The sequence below is a fragment of the Janthinobacterium aquaticum genome, from assembly GCF_009208565.1.
Classification (GTDB): Bacteria; Pseudomonadota; Gammaproteobacteria; order Burkholderiales; family Burkholderiaceae_D; genus Janthinobacterium.
On the sequence record NZ_WFLK01000001.1, the window covers coordinates 435,972 to 452,805 of the forward strand.

Genomic DNA, 16,834 nt, shown 5'->3' on the forward strand with positions numbered 1-16,834 from the left:
ATGTCAGCGCCCCAGGTAAACTTCAATCACACGTTCGTCGGCTTGCACCTGCTCCATGCGCCCTTGCGCCAGCACGCTGCCCTCATGCAGTACGGTCACAATGCCCTGCCGGGCAATGTCGGTCACAAAGCCCATGTCGTGCTCGACCACCATGATCGAATGCTTGCCGCGCAATTCGTTAAGCAGTTCGGCCGTGCGCGCCGTTTCCGCATCGGACATGCCGGCCACCGGCTCGTCGAGCAAAATCAGCTGCGGCTCCTGCATCAGCAGCATGCCGATTTCCAGCCACTGCTTCTGGCCATGCGACAGCAGGCCGGCAAGGCGGCGCTCCTGGCCGTTGAGGCGGATCAGGCGCAAGGTCGCTTCGATCCGGCCCAGCTGCGCCGAATCGAGCCGGGCAAACAGCGTCGTCATCACGCGTTTGTTCATCTTCATGGCCAGTTCCAGGTTATCGAACACCGTGTGCTGCTCGAACACGGTGGGACGCTGGAACTTGCGGCCGATGCCGGCATGGGCGATCTGCGCTTCGCTCATGGTGGCCAGGTTCATGGTCTGGCCGAACCAGGCGCTGCCCGAGGTGGGACGGGTCTTGCCGGTGATCACGTCCATCATGGTAGTCTTGCCGGCGCCGTTGGGCCCGATAATGCAGCGCAGTTCCCCGACGGAAATGTCGAGGTTGAGCTTGTTGATGGCCTTGAAGCCGTCGAACGACACCGTGATGTCTTCCAGGTACAAAATGGCGCCGTGGGTGGTGTCAAGGCCGGGGCTCTTAACGCGGGCATATTGCGCGCCCGCCTCCGGCGCAGCCATGCCGGGCAACATGCGAATGCTCATGCGCCCTCCTCGGCCGTTGCCGGTGCAGCATGCTTGCCACGCGCCAGGCGCACGCGTACGCTGTCGACCACGCCCAGCATGCCCTTTTGCATGAAGAGCGTGACGCCAATAAACAGCAGGCCCAGCGCAAACAGCCACAGCTCGGGCAAGGCGGCGGTAAACCAGCTCTTCAGGCCGTTGACGGTAAACGCGCCCAGGATCGGCCCGATCAGCGTGCCGCGTCCGCCCACCGCCACCCATACCACCATTTCTATCGAATTGGCCGGCGACATCTCGGAAGGATTGACCATGCCCACCTGCGGCACATACAGCGCACCGGCAATGCCGCACAGCATGGCCGACAGGGTCCAGATAAACAGCTTGAACCACAGGGGGTTGTAGCCGAGGAACATCAGTCGCGCCTCGCTGTCACGCACCCCTTGCAGCACGCGCCCGAGCTTGGAGCTGACAATCGCGCGCGCACCGATCAGCGCCGCCACCAGCAGGGCCAGCGTCAGCAGGAACAGCACCGCCTTGGTGGCTGGCGCCGTCACGCTGTAGCCGAGGATAGTCTTGAAGTCGGTAAAACCGTTGTTGCCGCCAAAGCCAGTTTCATTGCGAAAGAACAGCAGCATGAAGGCATACGTCATCGCTTGCGTGATAATCGAAAAATACACGCCCTTGATGCGCGAACGGAAGGCAAAATAGCCAAACACAAACGCCAGCACGCCCGGCACCAGCACCACCAGCGCCATGCAATACCAGAAGTGCTCAGTCATGGCCCAGTACCAGGGGTAGTTGTTCCAGTCCAGAAATTGCATGAAACCGGGCACGCTGCCTGCAGCCTGGCCGGCGCGCATCAGATACATACCGTGCGCATAGGCGCCCAGCGCAAAGAACACGCCATGGCCCAGCGACAGGATACCGGTATAGCCCCAGACCAGGTCGAGCGCCAGCGCGGCCAGCGCGTAGCACATGAATTTGCCGACCAGGCCCACCGTGTAGGCCGACACATGCAGCGCATGGCCTTCGGCAAACAGCAGGTTGCATAGCGGCAGCAATGCGGCCAGCACCGTGCACGCAACGATGGCGGACCAGACGGGGCGCGAAAACAGCCCCTGCTTGACGGGAAATGAGCTGATCATTCGACGCTGCGTCCTTTCATGGCAAACAGGCCCTGCGGCTGGCGCTGGATAAACACGATGATGAACACCAGGATGGCAATTTTGGCCAGCACGGCGCCGGCCACCGGCTCGAGAAATTTGTTGACTTCGCCCAGCCCCAGCGCGGCAATCACGGTGCCGGCCAGCTGCCCGACGCCGCCCAGCACCACCACCATAAAGGAGTCGACGATATAGCTCTGGCCCAGGTCCGGCCCCACATTGCCCAACTGCGACAGCGCCACGCCGCCCAGGCCGGCAATGCCCGAACCGAGGCCAAAGGTCAGCATATCGACCTTGCCGGTCGAGACGCCAACGCAGGACGCCATGCGGCGGTTCTGCGTGACGGCGCGCACGAACAGGCCCAGCCGCGTCTTGTTGAGTATCAGCCACACACACGCCACCACCACGCAGGCAAAACCGATAATCACCAGCCGGTTCCACGGCAGCACCAGGCCACCCAGCACCGTCACGCCGCCCGACATCCAGGCCGGGTTGGCCACCTCGACGTTTTGCGCACCAAACACGGTGCGCACCGCCTGCATCAGGATCAGGCTGATGCCCCAGGTGGCCAGCAGCGTTTCAAGCGGGCGGCCGTACAGCCAGCGGATTACCGTGCGCTCAAGCACCACGCCCACCAGTGCGGCGACCAGGAAGGCGGCCGGCACCGCTGCCAGCAAGTAGGCATCCTGCATGCCGGGCAGGTACTGGCGGAAAAACAGCTGGCACAAATAGGTGGTGTAGGCGCCGATCATCAGCAGTTCGCCGTGCGCCATATTGATAATGCCCATCAGGCCAAAGGTAATGGCCAGACCCAGCGCGGCCAGCAGCAGCACGCTACCCAGCGAAATACCATAAAACACATTACCGGCAAATTCCATGCGCGCCACGCGCCCCTCGATGGCGCTGATGGTCTGAACGGCGGCAATCTGGACCGCTTCGTCCGGCTCGTGCGCGCGCCCTTGTGCGTCTTTTTCCAGCATCGCGCGCAGGCGAGGCAACAGTCGCGCATCGCTGCTGCCGCCCAGCGCCAGCACTGCCTGTCTGCGCACGGGTGCATCGGAAGACTGCAGGTCGGCGCTGGCAATGACCTGCGCCAGGATCTGCCGGATCTGCGCATCGCTTTCCTGCGCCAACGCCTTGCGGATCAACGGCGCCTGCGCCGGATCGACCGACTTTTGCAGCTCGCTGGCCGCAGCCAGGCGCGTGGCGCGCTCGGGCGACAACAGCGCCAGTCCGGACAAGGCGCCCTGCACTGCCGAGCGCAAGCGGTTATTGACCATCACGCCATCGACGCCATCGGGCACCGCACCATTGCTGCCGCTGGCAGGATCGAACGCCTGCTCGCCCTCGATCACCAGCACGCGCCCGTCCGGCGTGGCATACAGCGCCTCGTCCTGCAGCGCCTGCAGCACGCGCGCTGCCTCCGGCGTGGCCAGCGCCGCCAGCTGCCCCACGGCCGCCACGCGCGCTTCCGGATCGTCACCAGCGAGCGGCTTTAACAAGGCAGCATCGATGGCTGCCTGCGCCAGTGCAGGCAGCAGGCACAACAACAGCAAAATACGGCTAGTCAGACGCATGCGGACGACCTCTCAAGTTTGCTTCAGGCGGACTGAATCCAGGCACAGTTTTGATATTGAACCCAACGGCGAACCGCCGGGTCGGACCTTGCTGTGGGATTAAAAAACTACTGCTGCTTGCCCTCATTACCCTTGATAAACGGACTCCACGGCTGCGCGCGGATCGGTTCCCTGGTTTTCCACACCACATTGAACTGGCCGTCAGCCTTGATCTCGCCGATCATTACCGGCTTGTGCAGATGGTGGTTGGTGGCGTCCATGGTCAGCGTAAAGCCGGACGGCGCCTTGAAGCTCTGCCCGGCCATGGCCGCGATCACCTTGTCGGTATCGGTGGACTTGGCTTTCTCGACCGCCTGCGCCCACATATGGATGCCGACGTAGGTCGCTTCCATCGGGTCATTGGTCACCACCGTGCCGGCATTGGGCAGCTTTTGCGCCACCGCATAGGCTTTCCATTGCTTGATAAAGGCCGCGTTGACGGGGTTTTTGACCGATTCGAAATAGTTCCAGGCCGCCAGATGACCCAGTAGCGGCTTGGTATCGATGCCGCGCAACTCCTCTTCGCCCACCGAGAACGCCACCACCGGCACATCGGTTGCCTTCAGGCCTGCATTGCCCAGCTCCTTGTAGAACGGCACGTTGGAGTCGCCATTGATGGTGGAGATAACTGCCGTCTTGCCACCGGCCGAGAACTTCTTGATATTGGCCACGATGGTCTGGTAGTCGGCATGACCGAACGGCGTATAGACTTCGCTGATATCGCTGTCCTTGACGCCCTTGCTTTTCAAAAACGCGCGCAGGATCTTGTTGGTGGTGCGCGGGTACACGTAATCGGTGCCCAGCAGCACAAAGCGCTTGGCGCCGCCACCGTCCTTGCTCATCAGATACTCCACCGCAGGAATTGCCTGCTGGTTCGGTGCAGCGCCCGTGTAAAACACGTTCTTTTCCAGCTCCTCGCCTTCATACTGCACCGGATAGAACAACAGGCTGTTGAGTTCCTTAAATACCGGCAAGACCGACTTGCGCGACACCGAGGTCCAGCAGCCAAACACCACCGACACCTTGTCCTGCGCAATCAGCTGGCGTGCCTTTTCGGCAAACAGCGGCCAGTTCGACGCCGGGTCGACTACCACGGGTTCGAGCTTCTTGCCCAATACGCCGCCCTTGGCGTTGATCTCGGCGATCGTCATCAGCGCCACATCCTTGAGCGACGTTTCCGAGATGGCCATGGTGCCCGACAGCGAATGCAAAATACCCACCTTGATGGTGTCGGCGGCAAACGCCGCCGGGGAAAAACCTGCCGTGCTCAAGGCCAGTGCGCCTGCTGCTGCCGCTTTCAGGATGATTCTTCGTGACATGGTGACTCCAGGTTAAGGTGCTGCATGCGTGTCGGAAGGGGCTACCATGTTGTTAAAGCAGAATGTATGCCAGCATCTGGCCCCGACACGCACGCGACCCACGCCACGCTTTGGTGCAGCCGTGATGTTGTTGCACGAAAAAAAACCCGGCTGCACAGGCGCTGTGCAGCCGGGTTCGATTGATGCACCAGACGGCAGTGCATCAGCGCGTGTCGGGTTTCCTTGCACCACGCAAACGGCGCCAGCCCTTGCGCCCCAGCGGGAACAGCAGCACAAAGGCCAGCAACCACGGCAGGATATAGGCCATGGCGGTAATCGCATTGCCCGTGCCTTCGGACAGGTTCTCGGTAAAGTTGCCCAGCGAGTGCCGGATCGGCGACCAGAACGACTGGCGGCCCTGGCTGCTCAGCGACACAGTAAGCAGGTCAGACTCGATGCGCTGCATCAGCTGCACATTGGCGGCGGTAGCCTGCTCCAGTTCGGTCTGCACGGTGGCCAGCTCGCGGGTCACCTTGATCAGCGCATCGACGTCTTTCGCCGAGCGCTGTTCCAGCGTTTGCAGCTGCGCCTGGTATTGCCTGAGCATCGCCAGTCGCTTGTTGCTGTCAAACACAGGACGCCCCAGGTCTTCCACTTTGGTGCCCTGGCTGGTCACGTCGCCACCAGCGGCGACCAGCTCGACCAGCTTTTTCACGCCGGCCTGTTTGGCACGCATGCTGATGCGCGCCTGCACATGGCGGCCACTGTCGATGCTCGAATCGAGCAGGATGCAGCCGTTGGCCGTATCGGCCTTGCAGGCAGCGATGACTTTTTCATATAGCGGGCGCAGCTGCGCTTCGCTGGTGTCGACGCTGACGCTATGCTCGTAAGCAAGAAACTCGCTGCCTTTGTCGCGCCCTTCCAATCGCGCTGCGCTGGAAGCGCCGCCCTGTTCGGCTTTAGGGGCGCAGCCGGCAAGCAAGGCAACCATCATGACCAGGATCAGCTTGATTGCATTTGGCGAAGGTTGCATGGCGGCCTCTGAAGAAGTGGAACGGTGAAATTTCATTATCTCGCGAAAATATTAAGCAAAAAACAAGCGCCGATTGTAATGTATTTCGACTGGCACGCCCGGCACGGTTGCCGCAAGCGGCCCGCCCGCTTTGGCGCAAGCGTGCAAGCTGGTATCATGCGGGCAAACACCGAGCGCCCATGCGCCTCGCTACCGCGAAGCGGCCCAGCTTTTGCGCGCCGCCGACGCCTCACCACAAAACACAAGAGAAAACACCTCATCATGAGCACACCAACGTCCCATCCATCGTTCTGGCGCAGAATCCCGCTGGCTTTCGGCGCCTTTTTCAGCACCCTGTCCGACGGCGCCTATGCTGCGCGCGTGGAAAAACTGCATCTGCCCGAAGCTGCGCCGGTAGCACCAGTCGCACCCGCAGCACCGGTTGCCCCGGCACCGGCAGCGGCGCCCGTGATCGTCAAAGAAGCCACGCCAGACGCCGCACTGCAACTGCTGGCGCTGCTGCAGCGCGAAGCGCGCCTGATTGACTTTACCCAGGAAAACCTGGCCGGCCATGCCGACGCCGATATCGGCGCTGCCGCGCGCGTGGTGCACGAAGGCTGCGCCAAGGTGCTGCGCGACTATTTCACCATCGAAGCGGTGCGCCAGGAAGCAGAAGGCAGCCGCGTGACGCTGCCGGCCGGCTTTGATCCGGCCAGCGTGCGCCTGACCGGCAACGTGGTTGGCGCCGCGCCATTTACCGGCACGCTCAGCCACCGCGGCTGGCGCGCTGCCGGCGTGCGCCTGCCAAAACTGAGCGAGCAGCACGATGCCGCCATCCTGGCGCCGGCCGAGGTGGAACTGTGAACGAGGCTCTTCATTCCCCTGCCAGCTACGCCATCGGCATTGACCTCGGCACCACCCACAGCGCGCTGTCGTATGTCAATCTGACGCAAAGCGACGGCGAGAAATCGAGCCACGGCGTGCTGGCCGTGCCGCAGCTGTCAGGCCCAGGCACGCTTGAATCGCTGCCGCTGCTGCCATCGTTTGTCTACCTGCCGCACGCCGATGAACTGGCGCCGGGCGACCTGGCGCTGCCATGGGGCACTGCTGAATCGGACTCTCCCTATGTAGCAGGCGAAATGGCGCGCAGCCGCGGCGCCACCACCCCGATCCGCCTGGTGTCGAGCGCCAAGAGCTGGCTGTGCCACCCTGGCGTGGACCGCCGCGCCGCCATCCTGCCCAGCGATGCACCGCCTGAAGTAGCGCGCATTTCGCCGATCACCGCCTCGATGCGGTATCTGCAGCACTTGCGCCAGGCCTGGGATCACGCCCATCCTGAGGCACCGTTTGCGCAGCAGGAAATCACCGTCACCATTCCGGCCTCGTTCGATCCGGGCGCGCGCGAACTGACCATGGAAGCGGCCAAGGCCGCCGGCTACGGCAACCTGACGCTGCTCGAAGAGCCGCAGGCGGCGCTGTACAGCTGGATCCAGGGCAGCGAAGGACGCTGGCGCAAGGAAGTCAAGCCGGGCGACATTATTCTGGTGGTTGACGTGGGCGGCGGCACCAGCGACTTTTCGCTGATCGCCGTGCTTGAGCGCGATGGCGTGCTCGAGCCGCACCGCGTGGCCGTGGGCGAGCATATCCTGCTGGGCGGCGACAATATGGATCTGGCGCTGGCCCACCTGGTGGCGCGCAAGCTGGCCGCCAACGGCACCCAGCTCGACGCCTGGCAGATGCGCGCCCTCACCTACGGTTGCCGCAGCGCCAAGGAAAGCCTGCTGGCCGACAGCGGCATGGACACCGCCCCGATCGTGGTGCCGAGCCGCGGCTCGAAACTGATCGGCGGCTCGATCCGCACCGAACTGACGCGCGCCGAAGTGTCGACCTTTATCCTCGACGGCTTCTTCCCGCAGGTCGAAGCGTCGAGCCGCCCTGCCGTGCGCACGCGCGCCGGTCTCACGCAAGTGGGCCTGCCCTATGCGCAGGACGCCTCCATTACGCGCCACCTGGCGGCGTTTTTGGCTCGCCAGGTGGCCGCCACTGCCGAACTGGAAGGCTTTGCCGGTCGCCAGGCAGACGGCGCCACGTTCCTGCATCCGACCGCCGTGCTGTTCAACGGCGGCGTGTTCAAGTCCGATCTGCTGGTGCAGCGCATGATGGCCACCGTCAACGATTGGCTGTATATGGAAGGCGCGGAAGCTGCACGCGTGCTGGCCGGGGCCGATCTGGACCTGGCCGTGGCGCGCGGCGCCGCCTACTACAGCTATGTGCGGCGCGGCCATGGCGTGCGCATCCGCGGCGGCACGGCCAGCGCCTTCTACGTGGCGATCGAGTCGGCCATGCCGGCCATCCCCGGCATGGAGCCGCCGATCCAGGCGCTGTGCGTGGCGCCGTTCGGCATGGAGGAAGGCAGCGAACTGGAACTGCCAGGCCAGCAGTTCGGCCTGGTGGTGGGCGAACCGGTGCATTTTCGCTTCTTTGCCTCGTCCACGCGCCGCAACGACCAGATCGGCGACCTGCTGGACTTCTGGGCACCGGACGAGCTGCAGGAACTGAGCGAAATCCAGGCCACGCTGTCGTCGGATGGCCGCCAGGCCGGCGAGGTGGTGCAGGTCAGGCTGCATGCGCGCGTGACCGAAGCCGGTACACTTGAACTGCTGGCCGTGTCGCTCGATGGCGCCGAGCGCTGGAAGGTCGAATTCGACGTGCGCAACAGCGCGCAATAATATGGCCAAGGCAGGCAAAGCGACTTATCTGGTCGGCATCGACCTGGGCACCACCAATACGGTAGTGGCCTATGTGGAAGCGGGCCGCGCCGGCGCGCCGATCGAGCTGTTCGGCATCGAACAGCTGGTAGCGCCCGGCGAAGTGGCGCCACGCCCCATGCTGCCCTCATTGCGCTACCATCCGGCCGACGGTGAGCTGGCGCCAGGCGACTTGCAACTGCCCTGGGCGCAGCAGGACGTGGCAGGCGTCAGCCAGGTGGTGCTGGGCGCGCTGGCACGCCAGTTCGGCGCGCAGGTGCCGGGCCGACTGGTGGCCAGCGCAAAAAGCTGGCTGTCGCATGGCCAGGTGGACCGCCAGGCGGCTATCCTGCCGTGGGGCGCCGAAGCCGAGGTGCCGAAAGTGTCACCGGTGGCAGCCAGCGCCAGCTACCTGGCTCATGTGCGTGCCGCCTGGAATGCGCGCTTCCCGCAAGCGCCACTGGAGCAGCAAGAACTGGTGCTGACCATTCCGGCCTCGTTTGACGAAGGCGCACGCGCCCTGACGCTGGCCGCCGCACGCCAGGCCGGCCTGGCGCAGCTGCGCCTGGTCGAAGAGCCGCAGGCCGCCTTCCATGATTATCTGCAGCGCCACCGCGAGACGCTGCGCGACCAGCTGGCGCAGTCGCGCCGCATCCTGGTGGTCGATGTGGGCGGCGGCACCACCGACTTCAGCCTGATCGATGTCGAACTCGATGACGATGGCGAGCCGCAGTTCAGCCGCACCGGCGTGGGCAACCACCTGATCCTCGGCGGCGACAATATGGACCTGGCGCTGGCGCACCTGGTTGAAACGCGCATGGCTGCTGGCAGCGAAGGCGGCCTGCGCCTGTCGGCCGCGCGCCTGTCGCAGCTGATGGAGCGCTGCCGCGCCGCCAAGGAGCTGCTGCTGTCGCATGACGCACCCGCCAGCACCAGCGTGACGCTGCTGGGCGGCGGCTCGCGCCTGATCGGCGCCAGCCGTTCGGTCGAGCTCACGCGCGAGGAAGTGGCCGCGCTGGTGATCGATGGCTTTTTTCCGCTGGTCGACGCGCATGAAACCGCGCGCAAGGGGCGCGCCGGCATTATCGAATTCGGCCTGCCGTATGCGCAGGACGCAGCCGTCACGCGCCATCTGGCCAGCTTCCTGCAGCAGCACGGCGGCGAATTGCCCGACACCGTGCTGCTCAATGGCGGCGTGTTCCGCGCCGACGCGCTGGCGCAGCGCCTGGCCGATACGCTGGCGCACTGGCGCGGCAGCGCGCCGCACGTACTGCATAACGACAATCCCGACGTGGCCGTGGCGCGCGGTGCGGTGGCCTATGCGCTGGCGCGACGCGGCGAAGCGCCGCGCATCGGCGGCGGCTCGCCGCGCAGCTATTATCTGGTGCTGGGCGAGTCGGTCAAGGAGCATCGCGCCGTCTGCATTTTGCCGCGCGGCGCCGCCAGCGGCGAGGAAATCGGCCTGGCCGACCGGCGCTTTGCGCTGCGCCTGGGCCGGCCGGTGCGCTTTCACCTGGCAACGAGCAACGCCCGCGGCGCTATCCCGCCGAAAGCGGGCGACCTGGTCGACCTGCGCGATGGCGACTTCCTGCATCTGCCGCCACTGGCCAGCGTGCTGCACGCCGGCGCTGATGGCAACGACAAGCGTGACATTGCGGTGCAGCTTGCTACCGTGATGACCGACGTGGGCACGCTGGAAGTGCATTGCGTATCGGAAGAAGACCCGGCGCAGCGCTGGCAACTGGAATTCCAGCTGCGCGGCGAGGCGCAGGCCGGTGAGTCGGACGGCGAGATCGAACCGGTGTCGCCACGCATCAGGGAAGCGGTGGCCAAGATAGAGCGCATCTTTGGCGGCAAGGCGCAAAAGACCGACAGCCGCGATGTGCGCCAGCTGCGCCAGCATCTGGAACAGGGCCTGGGCGGCCGTGAAAATTGGGATACCCCACTGCTGCGCCAGCTGTTTGACGCGCTGCTGGCGCGCGCGCGCGGCCGGCGCCGCTCGGCCGAGCACGAACGCGTCTGGCTGAACCTGGCCGGCTACTGCCTGCGCCCCGGCTATGGCGATGCGCTCGATCCGTGGCGCATCGAGCAGCTGTGGGCGCTGTTTGACACCGGCGCGCAATTTCACAAGGACAGCCAGGTCTGCAGCGAATGGTGGACGCTGTGGCGCCGCGTGGCCGGCGGCTTGAGCAGCGAACAGCAGCTACGCTTGCTCGATGATTTTGCCTACAATCTGCAGGCCGACGAAGGCGAACGCAGCCGCCGTCCGGTCACGCTGGTCAACGGCAGCGACGACGATATGCTGCGCCTTGGGGCATCGCTCGAACGCATCCCTGGCGCCTACAAGGCCGAAGTGGGCGCCTGGCTGTTGAAACGCATGAAAAAGTCGCCCGACCTGCACAGCCTGTGGGCGCTGGCGCGGGTCGGCGCACGCCAGCCCTTGCATGGCAGCGCGCATGAAGTGGTGGACAGCGCCACCGTCTCGGACTGGCTGGCCGTGCTGCTGGCGATGGACTGGAAAAAGACCGAAGCGGCGGCCTTTGCCAGCGCCCACCTGGCGCGCATGACAGGCGACCGCTCGCGCGATATCGATGCAACGCTGCGCGCCACGGTAATTGCGCGCCTCAAAGGCGTGGGCGCGCCGGCCAGCTGGGTGGCGATGGTTGCCGAAGTGGTGCAGCTTGACGAAGCGAGCACCAAACGCATGCTGGGCGAAGCGCTGCCGCCGGGGCTCAAGCTGCTGGCCTGATTGTTCAGCGTTTGATCATGCCGCGTTCGCGCGCCCAGACCAGCAGCACCTCGTTGATGCGCGTCTGCCAGCCGGCGCCGGTGGACTTGAACGCCTGCAGCACGTCCGGGTCGAGCCGTACATTGGTGGCGATCTTGGTCACCGCCAGCGCCGGCCTGCCGCGTGGCCGGCGCCCGGGCGCAAACTGCGCCAGTTCTGCGTCGGTCAAGGGCTGGGCATCAGGGTCAGCCAGCGCTGCCGCGTTGATCGCGGCCTCTTCTTCGTCCGTATTCAAACGCAACTCAGTAAGTTTGGACATAGCGTTTTATCTCCTTGTTAGTGGCTCGGCGCATGCTGATGATGCGCATGCCGCCGTGTCTTTCCACAAAGACGACATAAAATAAGGTGTTGCCGATGGCCGCCAGGGCAATCTCGCGTTCTTCACCGTAATCCCGACGTGTGTCCAACCACGTCAGCGCATGCTCCCAGTCCAGGCGTGTTGCTTCGACTAGCGACACACCGTGTTTCAGGCAGTTGATGGTGTCTTTACACGGATCAAAAGTGACTAACATATATAATGTAGATACACTATAAGGTAAAGTCAAGATTTTATCTGCGCGCCGGCACACCCGTATTGCGCGGCATTAAAGCACCGCCACAATAAACAGCAGCACTGCCAGCGGCGCCTGCACCAGCACAATGCCGGGATGGGTACGGCGCAACTGGGCCCAGACATTGAGCCCGGGCACTTCCTCGTGCGGATGGTGGGCTTCATCGCGCAGCGACATGGCGTGCAGGAACATGCCGGCAATCAACGGTCCCGGATTGACCCACCAGCCCTGCTCGAGTGCGCCATGCGACAGGTAGATGGCCAGCAGGCCGATCAGCACCGGCGAGGCCCATACCACGCACAGGATCACGCGGATGCCATAGAACTCGGCCAGCGTGCCCATGCGGTGCAAACGGCCGATATCGGGTTCTTCCATGCGCTTGTCGATGGCCAGCTCGGCGCGGCCATACAGCGTCCACAGACCGCCAAACAGGCAGCCCAGCAGCACGCCGATCACGATATCTGCGGCAAACACCACGTATTTGTTCACATCGGCCGTACCGATGCCCAGCGAAGCATGCGCGGCTGCATGCAGATGCAGGCTCGACTGTTCACCCTCGGCGGTGGTGTAGCGGTCGCGCGGATCGTAGCTGGTGCCGATATACACCACGTTCTTGCGCAGCGCGTCCGGCGAGACGGCAGCCTTGCCGTCGATCAGGCGGGCGCGGGTGCGGGTCGGGTCGAGAAATTCGGCAGCCATCGCACTCGGATGAAATGGCGCCGTCACGGCGTTCTGTTCTTTTGCATCTTTGGCGTCGCCGTGAATCACCGGCTCGAAAGCCCAGCGCGCCAGTTCCTTTTCGCTGCCGGTGCGTTTGGCCAGCTGGCACACGCGGTTGGCCAGGCCGACCACTTCCTTCTGCTCCGACAGGATGCCAGGCAAGGGCTGCTTGTGCTCCTGCTCATGCACGCCATGCGCCAGCTCGAACGTGACGGCGGCCAGCACCGGGCTTTTCAGCTCGATGCGCGTGACAGCGCCCATGCGCTCACGGATCTGCGGGCTGGCAAAATGCACGCCGGCCTCGCAGCGCGCGCGTATCCACGGCAAATTGGCATTGCGTGGCGACTCTTCCGGCAGGATCAGTACCAGTTGATGGCCGTCAGTGGCCAATTTATCGAGCAGGCGGTCGAGCGGCCGGCCGCCTTCATGCTGCTCTTCGTGTACGGCCGGCGCCAGATCAAGGTCGATGGCCAGCACCTTGCTGCCGCGCTCTGCTGCGCTGGCGATCAGCTGCTCCAGGCGCGCCCGCTCCAGCGGCTCGCGTTCCTGGAAAACCTGTTCGAACGCCGGCTGGTCGATCTCGATAATGCCGGGCCTGTACCGCGCCCCCTGGTCCTTGCGCTCGCGAACCAGCTCGCCATGCTCGGCGCTGAAACGCAGCATCGCCGCATCAAGCCATTCGAGCACATGCAAGCCTTCCAGCGCCAGCATCAGCGAGGCGATCAGCGTGGCGCCGATCACATGGTGCAGCAAATGGGTGCCGGTCAGCTTGAAGGCGTGACCGAGCTGGGCAAATGGCCACAGCAGGCGCTGGGCCAGGCTGAGCTTGAGCCTGGGCGGCGGCGTGGCGGCGTGCTCTTCGGGTATATCGGAATTCATTATTTTTCAAGCAATAGTTGGTAACGATAAGAACATATTATTGCAAGTGTGCTCAGACCGACGCACGGCTGAGACGTTCGTCTCAACGCGGCACCGTGCTGCACTGCAGGATGCGTGGCGCACCCGTTCATGCTACAAGCAGTCAACACCTGTCACAAAAATGGAGACCGCCATGCCCTATGTGCGCCCCACCAGCCATCTTGAGCGCGTGCGCAACCTGATCGATGGCCGCGTGCCCGATCCTGGCGCCGACAGCACGCGCCTGGCCCGCTCGTACCGCCGCTCGCTCGACGATTACCGGCTCGATCCAGGCGCCACCGCCGGGCCGCGCATCCTCAGCGCCGGCGAGCTGCGCGCCATCCAGCAGTCCGAGGAAGGTTTTTTGCGCTCGGCGGCACTATGCCTGCCGCGCCTGCACGCCATGGTGCGCGAAGCAGGTTACTGCGTGATACTGGCCAATGCGCACGGCGTGACCATCGACTATGCGGTCGACCAGGACCAGCGCAAGCATTTCAGGAAAGCCGGACTGTACCTGGGCTCATGCTGGTCCGAAGACGAAGAAGGCACCTGCGGCATTGCCTCGGTGCTGCTCGACCAGGCACCGATCACGGTGCACAAGCTCGATCATTTTCGCGCTGCCTTTACCAGCCTGACCTGCAGCGCCGCACCGATTTTTTCCGCGCGCGATGAACTGATCGGCGTGCTCGACGCCTCGGCCCTCAGTTCGCCCGATGCACGCGACAGCCAGCGCCTGGTCTACCAGCTGGTGCGCCAGAGCGCCACCATGATCGAAGACGCCTATTTCCTGCAATCCCATGATTATTGCCACATCATGCTGGCGCACCGCAATCGCCATTTCGTGGAAGTACAGCCGGAAATGCTGCTGGCCATCGACGAACACGGCATGGTGGTGGCCGCCAACCGCTGTGCGCGCCAGCTGGTGGCGGCGCTGGCCACCCTGCCCCGCCCCATCGAAGAAGTATTCGAGGTCAGCCCCGGCCGGCTGTTCGACCGGCGCGCCGGGTCGCAGCTGCTGTCGCTGCGCATGACCAACGCCGGTGCCGGCAGCTGGCTGCATGCACGCATACGTGCACCATCGCGCAGCAGCCCGCGGCAGTTTCCAGATGCGACCGACAGCGCGCCCGCCAGGCGCAGCCTGGCGCAGCACGAGCAGGCCGAACGCACGCGCATCGCCAACGCGATGGCGGCAGCGAAGTGGCGCCCGCTGGACGCCGCCGCCATGCTTGGCATGTCGCGCGCCACGCTGTACCGGCGCCTCAGGCAATTCGATATCGTGCCGCCGCACCGGCAATAAAGAGCGAGATTTTCGTCTCATTGGCAGTCGTGCTGCAACGCGCCATGCCAGCCACAAACGTGCGTGATACAACATCGTCAGCGGTGCAAAAAGCCGCATTCCATCATCACGACATGAGGAGACACGATGAACGATCAAACGTTGGACCAGCGCCTGGCCGGCACGCTCGAACAGCTCGAAGGCGCGCTGCGCAGCAGCGACAGCGCCGCCGCAGCAAACCTGTTTGAAGAAGACGGCTGCTGGCGCGACCTGGTACTATTTACCTGGAACCTGAAAACCCTGGAAGGCCGCGCGCAGATTGCCGCCATGCTGGACGCCCAGCTGGGTGCGGCGCAGCCAATCACGATCCGCATGGCAGAAGGCGAGCCGGCAAGCGAGAGCGGTGGCGTGCTGCAGGGCTGGATCAGCGTCGAGACTGCTGTGGCGCGCGGCGTGGGTTTTATCCGCATCCGCGACGGCAGGATCTGGACGCTGCTCACCACCATGAGCGAACTGAAAGGCTTTGAAGAAGCGCGCGGCAAGCGCCGCCCGATGGGCGCCGAACATGGCGCCCACACCCATCGCACGACTTGGCTGGAGCGGCGCGAAAACGAGGCGAAGGAACTCGGTTACGAACGCCAGCCTTACTGCGTGATTATCGGCGGCGGCCAGGGCGGCATTGCGCTCGGTGCGCGTCTGCGCCAGCTCGATGTGCCCACCATTATCATCGAGAAAAACGCCCGTCCAGGCGACAGCTGGCGCAAGCGCTACAAGTCGCTGTGCCTGCATGACCCGGTCTGGTACGACCATATGCCGTATATTCCGTTTCCCGACAACTGGCCCGTCTTTACGCCCAAGGACAAGGTTGGCGACTGGCTGGAAATGTATACCAAGGTGATGGAGCTGAACTACTGGGGCTCGACCACCTGCGAGTCGGCCAGCTTTGACGAGACGAGTGGCGAGTGGACGGTGCAGGTGTTGCGCGATGGCCGGCCGGTCACCCTGAAGCCACGCCAGCTGGTGCTGGCCACCGGCATGTCGGGCAAGGCCAATCTGCCGACATTCAAGGGCATGGATGTTTTCAAGGGCGAGCAGCAGCACTCCTCGCAGCATCCGGGGCCGGACGCCTATGTTGGCAAGAAGGTGGTGGTGATCGGCGCCAACAACTCGGCCCACGATATCTGCGCCGCGCTGTGGGAAGCCGGCGTGGACGTGACGATGGTACAGCGCTCGTCAACCCATATCGTCAAGTCCGATTCGCTGATGGAGCTGGCGCTGGGTGATTTGTATTCGGAGCGCGCGCTGGCCGCCGGCATGACCACCGCCAAGGCCGACCTGACGTTTGCCTCGATTCCGTACAAGCTGCTGGCCGACTTTCAAAAGCCGGTATTCAAGGCGATCCGCGAACGCGATGCGGCGTTTTATGCACGTCTGCAAGAAAGCGGCTTCATGCTCGACTTCGGCGACGACGACTCGGGCCTGTTCATGAAATACCTGCGCCGCGGCTCAGGCTACTATATCGATGTAGGCGCCTCCGAACTGATAGCCTCGGGCAAGATCAAGCTTAAAAGCGGGGTCGGCGTCAGCGAGCTCAAAGAGCATTCGGTGGTATTGACCGACGGCACCGAGCTGCCGGCCGACCTGGTGGTCTACGCCACCGGCTATGGCTCGATGAACGGCTGGGCCGCCGACCTGATTTCGCCGGAAGTGGCCGACAAGGTCGGCAAGGTATGGGGACTCGGTTCAGCGACGACCAAGGACCCGGGCCCGTGGGAAGGCGAACAGCGCAATATGTGGAAGCCCACGCAACAGCAGGCGCTGTGGTTCCATGGCGGCAATTTGCACCAGTCGCGCCATTATTCGCAGTATCTGTCGCTGCAACTGAAGGCGCGCATGGAAGGACTCGCGACGCCCGTGTATGGCTTGCAGCCAGTGCATCATCTGGGCTGAAAT

The 16,834-nt window shown here is 64.1% G+C and carries 13 protein-coding genes; 5 read left to right on the top strand and 8 right to left on the bottom strand.

What is annotated here, in order from left to right; all coding sequences use genetic code 11:
* Positions 1-3: 3 nt before the first annotated feature.
* The 5 genes from urtD to GCM43_RS01965 all read right to left on the bottom strand — a co-directional run bounded on the left by urtD (position 4) and on the right by GCM43_RS01965 (position 5,923).
* Positions 4-834: an urea ABC transporter ATP-binding protein UrtD gene (gene urtD, locus GCM43_RS01945; RefSeq protein ID WP_152241803.1), complete on the bottom strand. Its 831-nt coding sequence runs from the start codon at positions 832-834 to the stop codon at positions 4-6.
* Positions 831-1,958, bottom strand: coding sequence for an urea ABC transporter permease subunit UrtC (gene urtC / locus GCM43_RS01950; protein WP_193315504.1), 1,128 nt, complete (start codon positions 1,956-1,958; stop codon positions 831-833). The genes urtD and urtC overlap by 4 nt, the downstream gene beginning before the upstream one ends.
* Positions 1,955-3,553, bottom strand: coding sequence for an urea ABC transporter permease subunit UrtB (gene urtB / locus GCM43_RS01955; RefSeq protein WP_152241804.1), 1,599 nt, complete (start codon positions 3,551-3,553; stop codon positions 1,955-1,957). Before urtB ends, urtC begins: the two co-directional genes overlap by 4 nt.
* A 107-nt stretch (positions 3,554-3,660) precedes the next feature.
* A complete protein-coding gene (gene urtA, locus GCM43_RS01960) occupies positions 3,661-4,911 on the bottom strand; it encodes an urea ABC transporter substrate-binding protein (RefSeq protein ID WP_152241805.1) in 1,251 nt (416 codons plus the stop codon).
* Between the two features lie 202 nt (positions 4,912-5,113).
* Positions 5,114-5,923: a DUF4349 domain-containing protein gene (locus GCM43_RS01965; RefSeq protein WP_152241806.1), complete on the bottom strand. Its 810-nt coding sequence runs from the start codon at positions 5,921-5,923 to the stop codon at positions 5,114-5,116.
* 261 nt (positions 5,924-6,184) lie between these two features.
* On the opposite strand from GCM43_RS01965, the gene GCM43_RS01970 reads away from it, so the two are divergent.
* Genes GCM43_RS01970 through GCM43_RS01980 form a run of 3 tightly spaced genes read left to right on the top strand, consistent with a single transcriptional unit; the run spans position 6,185 to position 11,398 of the window.
* The gene (locus tag GCM43_RS01970) at positions 6,185-6,766 is read left to right on the top strand and encodes a DUF2760 domain-containing protein (RefSeq protein ID WP_152241807.1); all 582 of its coding nucleotides are present in this window, start codon (positions 6,185-6,187) and stop codon (positions 6,764-6,766) included.
* A complete protein-coding gene (locus tag GCM43_RS01975; protein ID WP_152241808.1) occupies positions 6,763-8,631 on the top strand; it encodes an Hsp70 family protein in 1,869 nt (622 codons plus the stop codon). Before GCM43_RS01970 ends, GCM43_RS01975 begins: the two co-directional genes overlap by 4 nt.
* Position 8,632: 1 nt before the next feature.
* Positions 8,633-11,398 (top strand): Hsp70 family protein, encoded by a 2,766-nt coding sequence (locus GCM43_RS01980; RefSeq protein WP_152241809.1) that lies wholly within the window; start codon positions 8,633-8,635, stop codon positions 11,396-11,398.
* 4 nt (positions 11,399-11,402) lie between these two features.
* On the opposite strand, the gene GCM43_RS01985 is transcribed toward GCM43_RS01980, so the two are convergent.
* The 3 genes from GCM43_RS01985 to GCM43_RS01995 form a co-directional block, all read right to left on the bottom strand.
* Positions 11,403-11,696, bottom strand: coding sequence for a BrnA antitoxin family protein (locus GCM43_RS01985; RefSeq protein WP_152241810.1), 294 nt, complete (start codon positions 11,694-11,696; stop codon positions 11,403-11,405).
* Positions 11,680-11,949, bottom strand: coding sequence for a BrnT family toxin (locus GCM43_RS01990; RefSeq protein WP_152241811.1), 270 nt, complete (start codon positions 11,947-11,949; stop codon positions 11,680-11,682). Before GCM43_RS01990 ends, GCM43_RS01985 begins: the two co-directional genes overlap by 17 nt.
* A gap of 72 nt (positions 11,950-12,021) precedes the next feature.
* Positions 12,022-13,587 (bottom strand): CHASE2 domain-containing protein, encoded by a 1,566-nt coding sequence (locus tag GCM43_RS01995; protein ID WP_152241812.1) that lies wholly within the window; start codon positions 13,585-13,587, stop codon positions 12,022-12,024.
* A 172-nt stretch (positions 13,588-13,759) separates the two neighbouring features.
* On the opposite strand from GCM43_RS01995, the gene GCM43_RS02000 reads away from it, so the two are divergent.
* Together GCM43_RS02000 and GCM43_RS02005 are read left to right on the top strand one after the other, a co-directional pair.
* The gene (locus GCM43_RS02000) at positions 13,760-14,902 is read left to right on the top strand and encodes a sigma-54-dependent Fis family transcriptional regulator (protein WP_152241813.1); all 1,143 of its coding nucleotides are present in this window, start codon (positions 13,760-13,762) and stop codon (positions 14,900-14,902) included.
* Between the two features lie 126 nt (positions 14,903-15,028).
* Positions 15,029-16,831 (top strand): NAD(P)/FAD-dependent oxidoreductase, encoded by a 1,803-nt coding sequence (locus tag GCM43_RS02005; RefSeq protein WP_152241814.1) that lies wholly within the window; start codon positions 15,029-15,031, stop codon positions 16,829-16,831.
* Positions 16,832-16,834: the final 3 nt, after the last annotated feature.

Coding starts and splice junctions, on each gene's coding strand:
- GCM43_RS01970 (WP_152241807.1), top strand. CDS start 6,185: ATGAGCACACCAACGTCCCATCCATCGTTCTGGCGCAGAATCCCGCTG.
- GCM43_RS02005 (WP_152241814.1), top strand. CDS start 15,029: ATGAACGATCAAACGTTGGACCAGCGCCTGGCCGGCACGCTCGAACAG.
- GCM43_RS01985 (WP_152241810.1), bottom strand. CDS start 11,696: ATGTCCAAACTTACTGAGTTGCGTTTGAATACGGACGAAGAAGAGGCC.
- urtA (WP_152241805.1), bottom strand. CDS start 4,911: ATGTCACGAAGAATCATCCTGAAAGCGGCAGCAGCAGGCGCACTGGCC.
- GCM43_RS01995 (WP_152241812.1), bottom strand. CDS start 13,587: ATGAATTCCGATATACCCGAAGAGCACGCCGCCACGCCGCCGCCCAGG.
- GCM43_RS02000 (WP_152241813.1), top strand. CDS start 13,760: ATGCCCTATGTGCGCCCCACCAGCCATCTTGAGCGCGTGCGCAACCTG.
- urtB (WP_152241804.1), bottom strand. CDS start 3,553: ATGCGTCTGACTAGCCGTATTTTGCTGTTGTTGTGCCTGCTGCCTGCA.
- GCM43_RS01965 (WP_152241806.1), bottom strand. CDS start 5,923: ATGCAACCTTCGCCAAATGCAATCAAGCTGATCCTGGTCATGATGGTT.
- GCM43_RS01980 (WP_152241809.1), top strand. CDS start 8,633: ATGGCCAAGGCAGGCAAAGCGACTTATCTGGTCGGCATCGACCTGGGC.
- urtD (WP_152241803.1), bottom strand. CDS start 834: ATGAGCATTCGCATGTTGCCCGGCATGGCTGCGCCGGAGGCGGGCGCG.
- GCM43_RS01990 (WP_152241811.1), bottom strand. CDS start 11,949: ATGTTAGTCACTTTTGATCCGTGTAAAGACACCATCAACTGCCTGAAA.
- urtC (WP_193315504.1), bottom strand. CDS start 1,958: ATGATCAGCTCATTTCCCGTCAAGCAGGGGCTGTTTTCGCGCCCCGTC.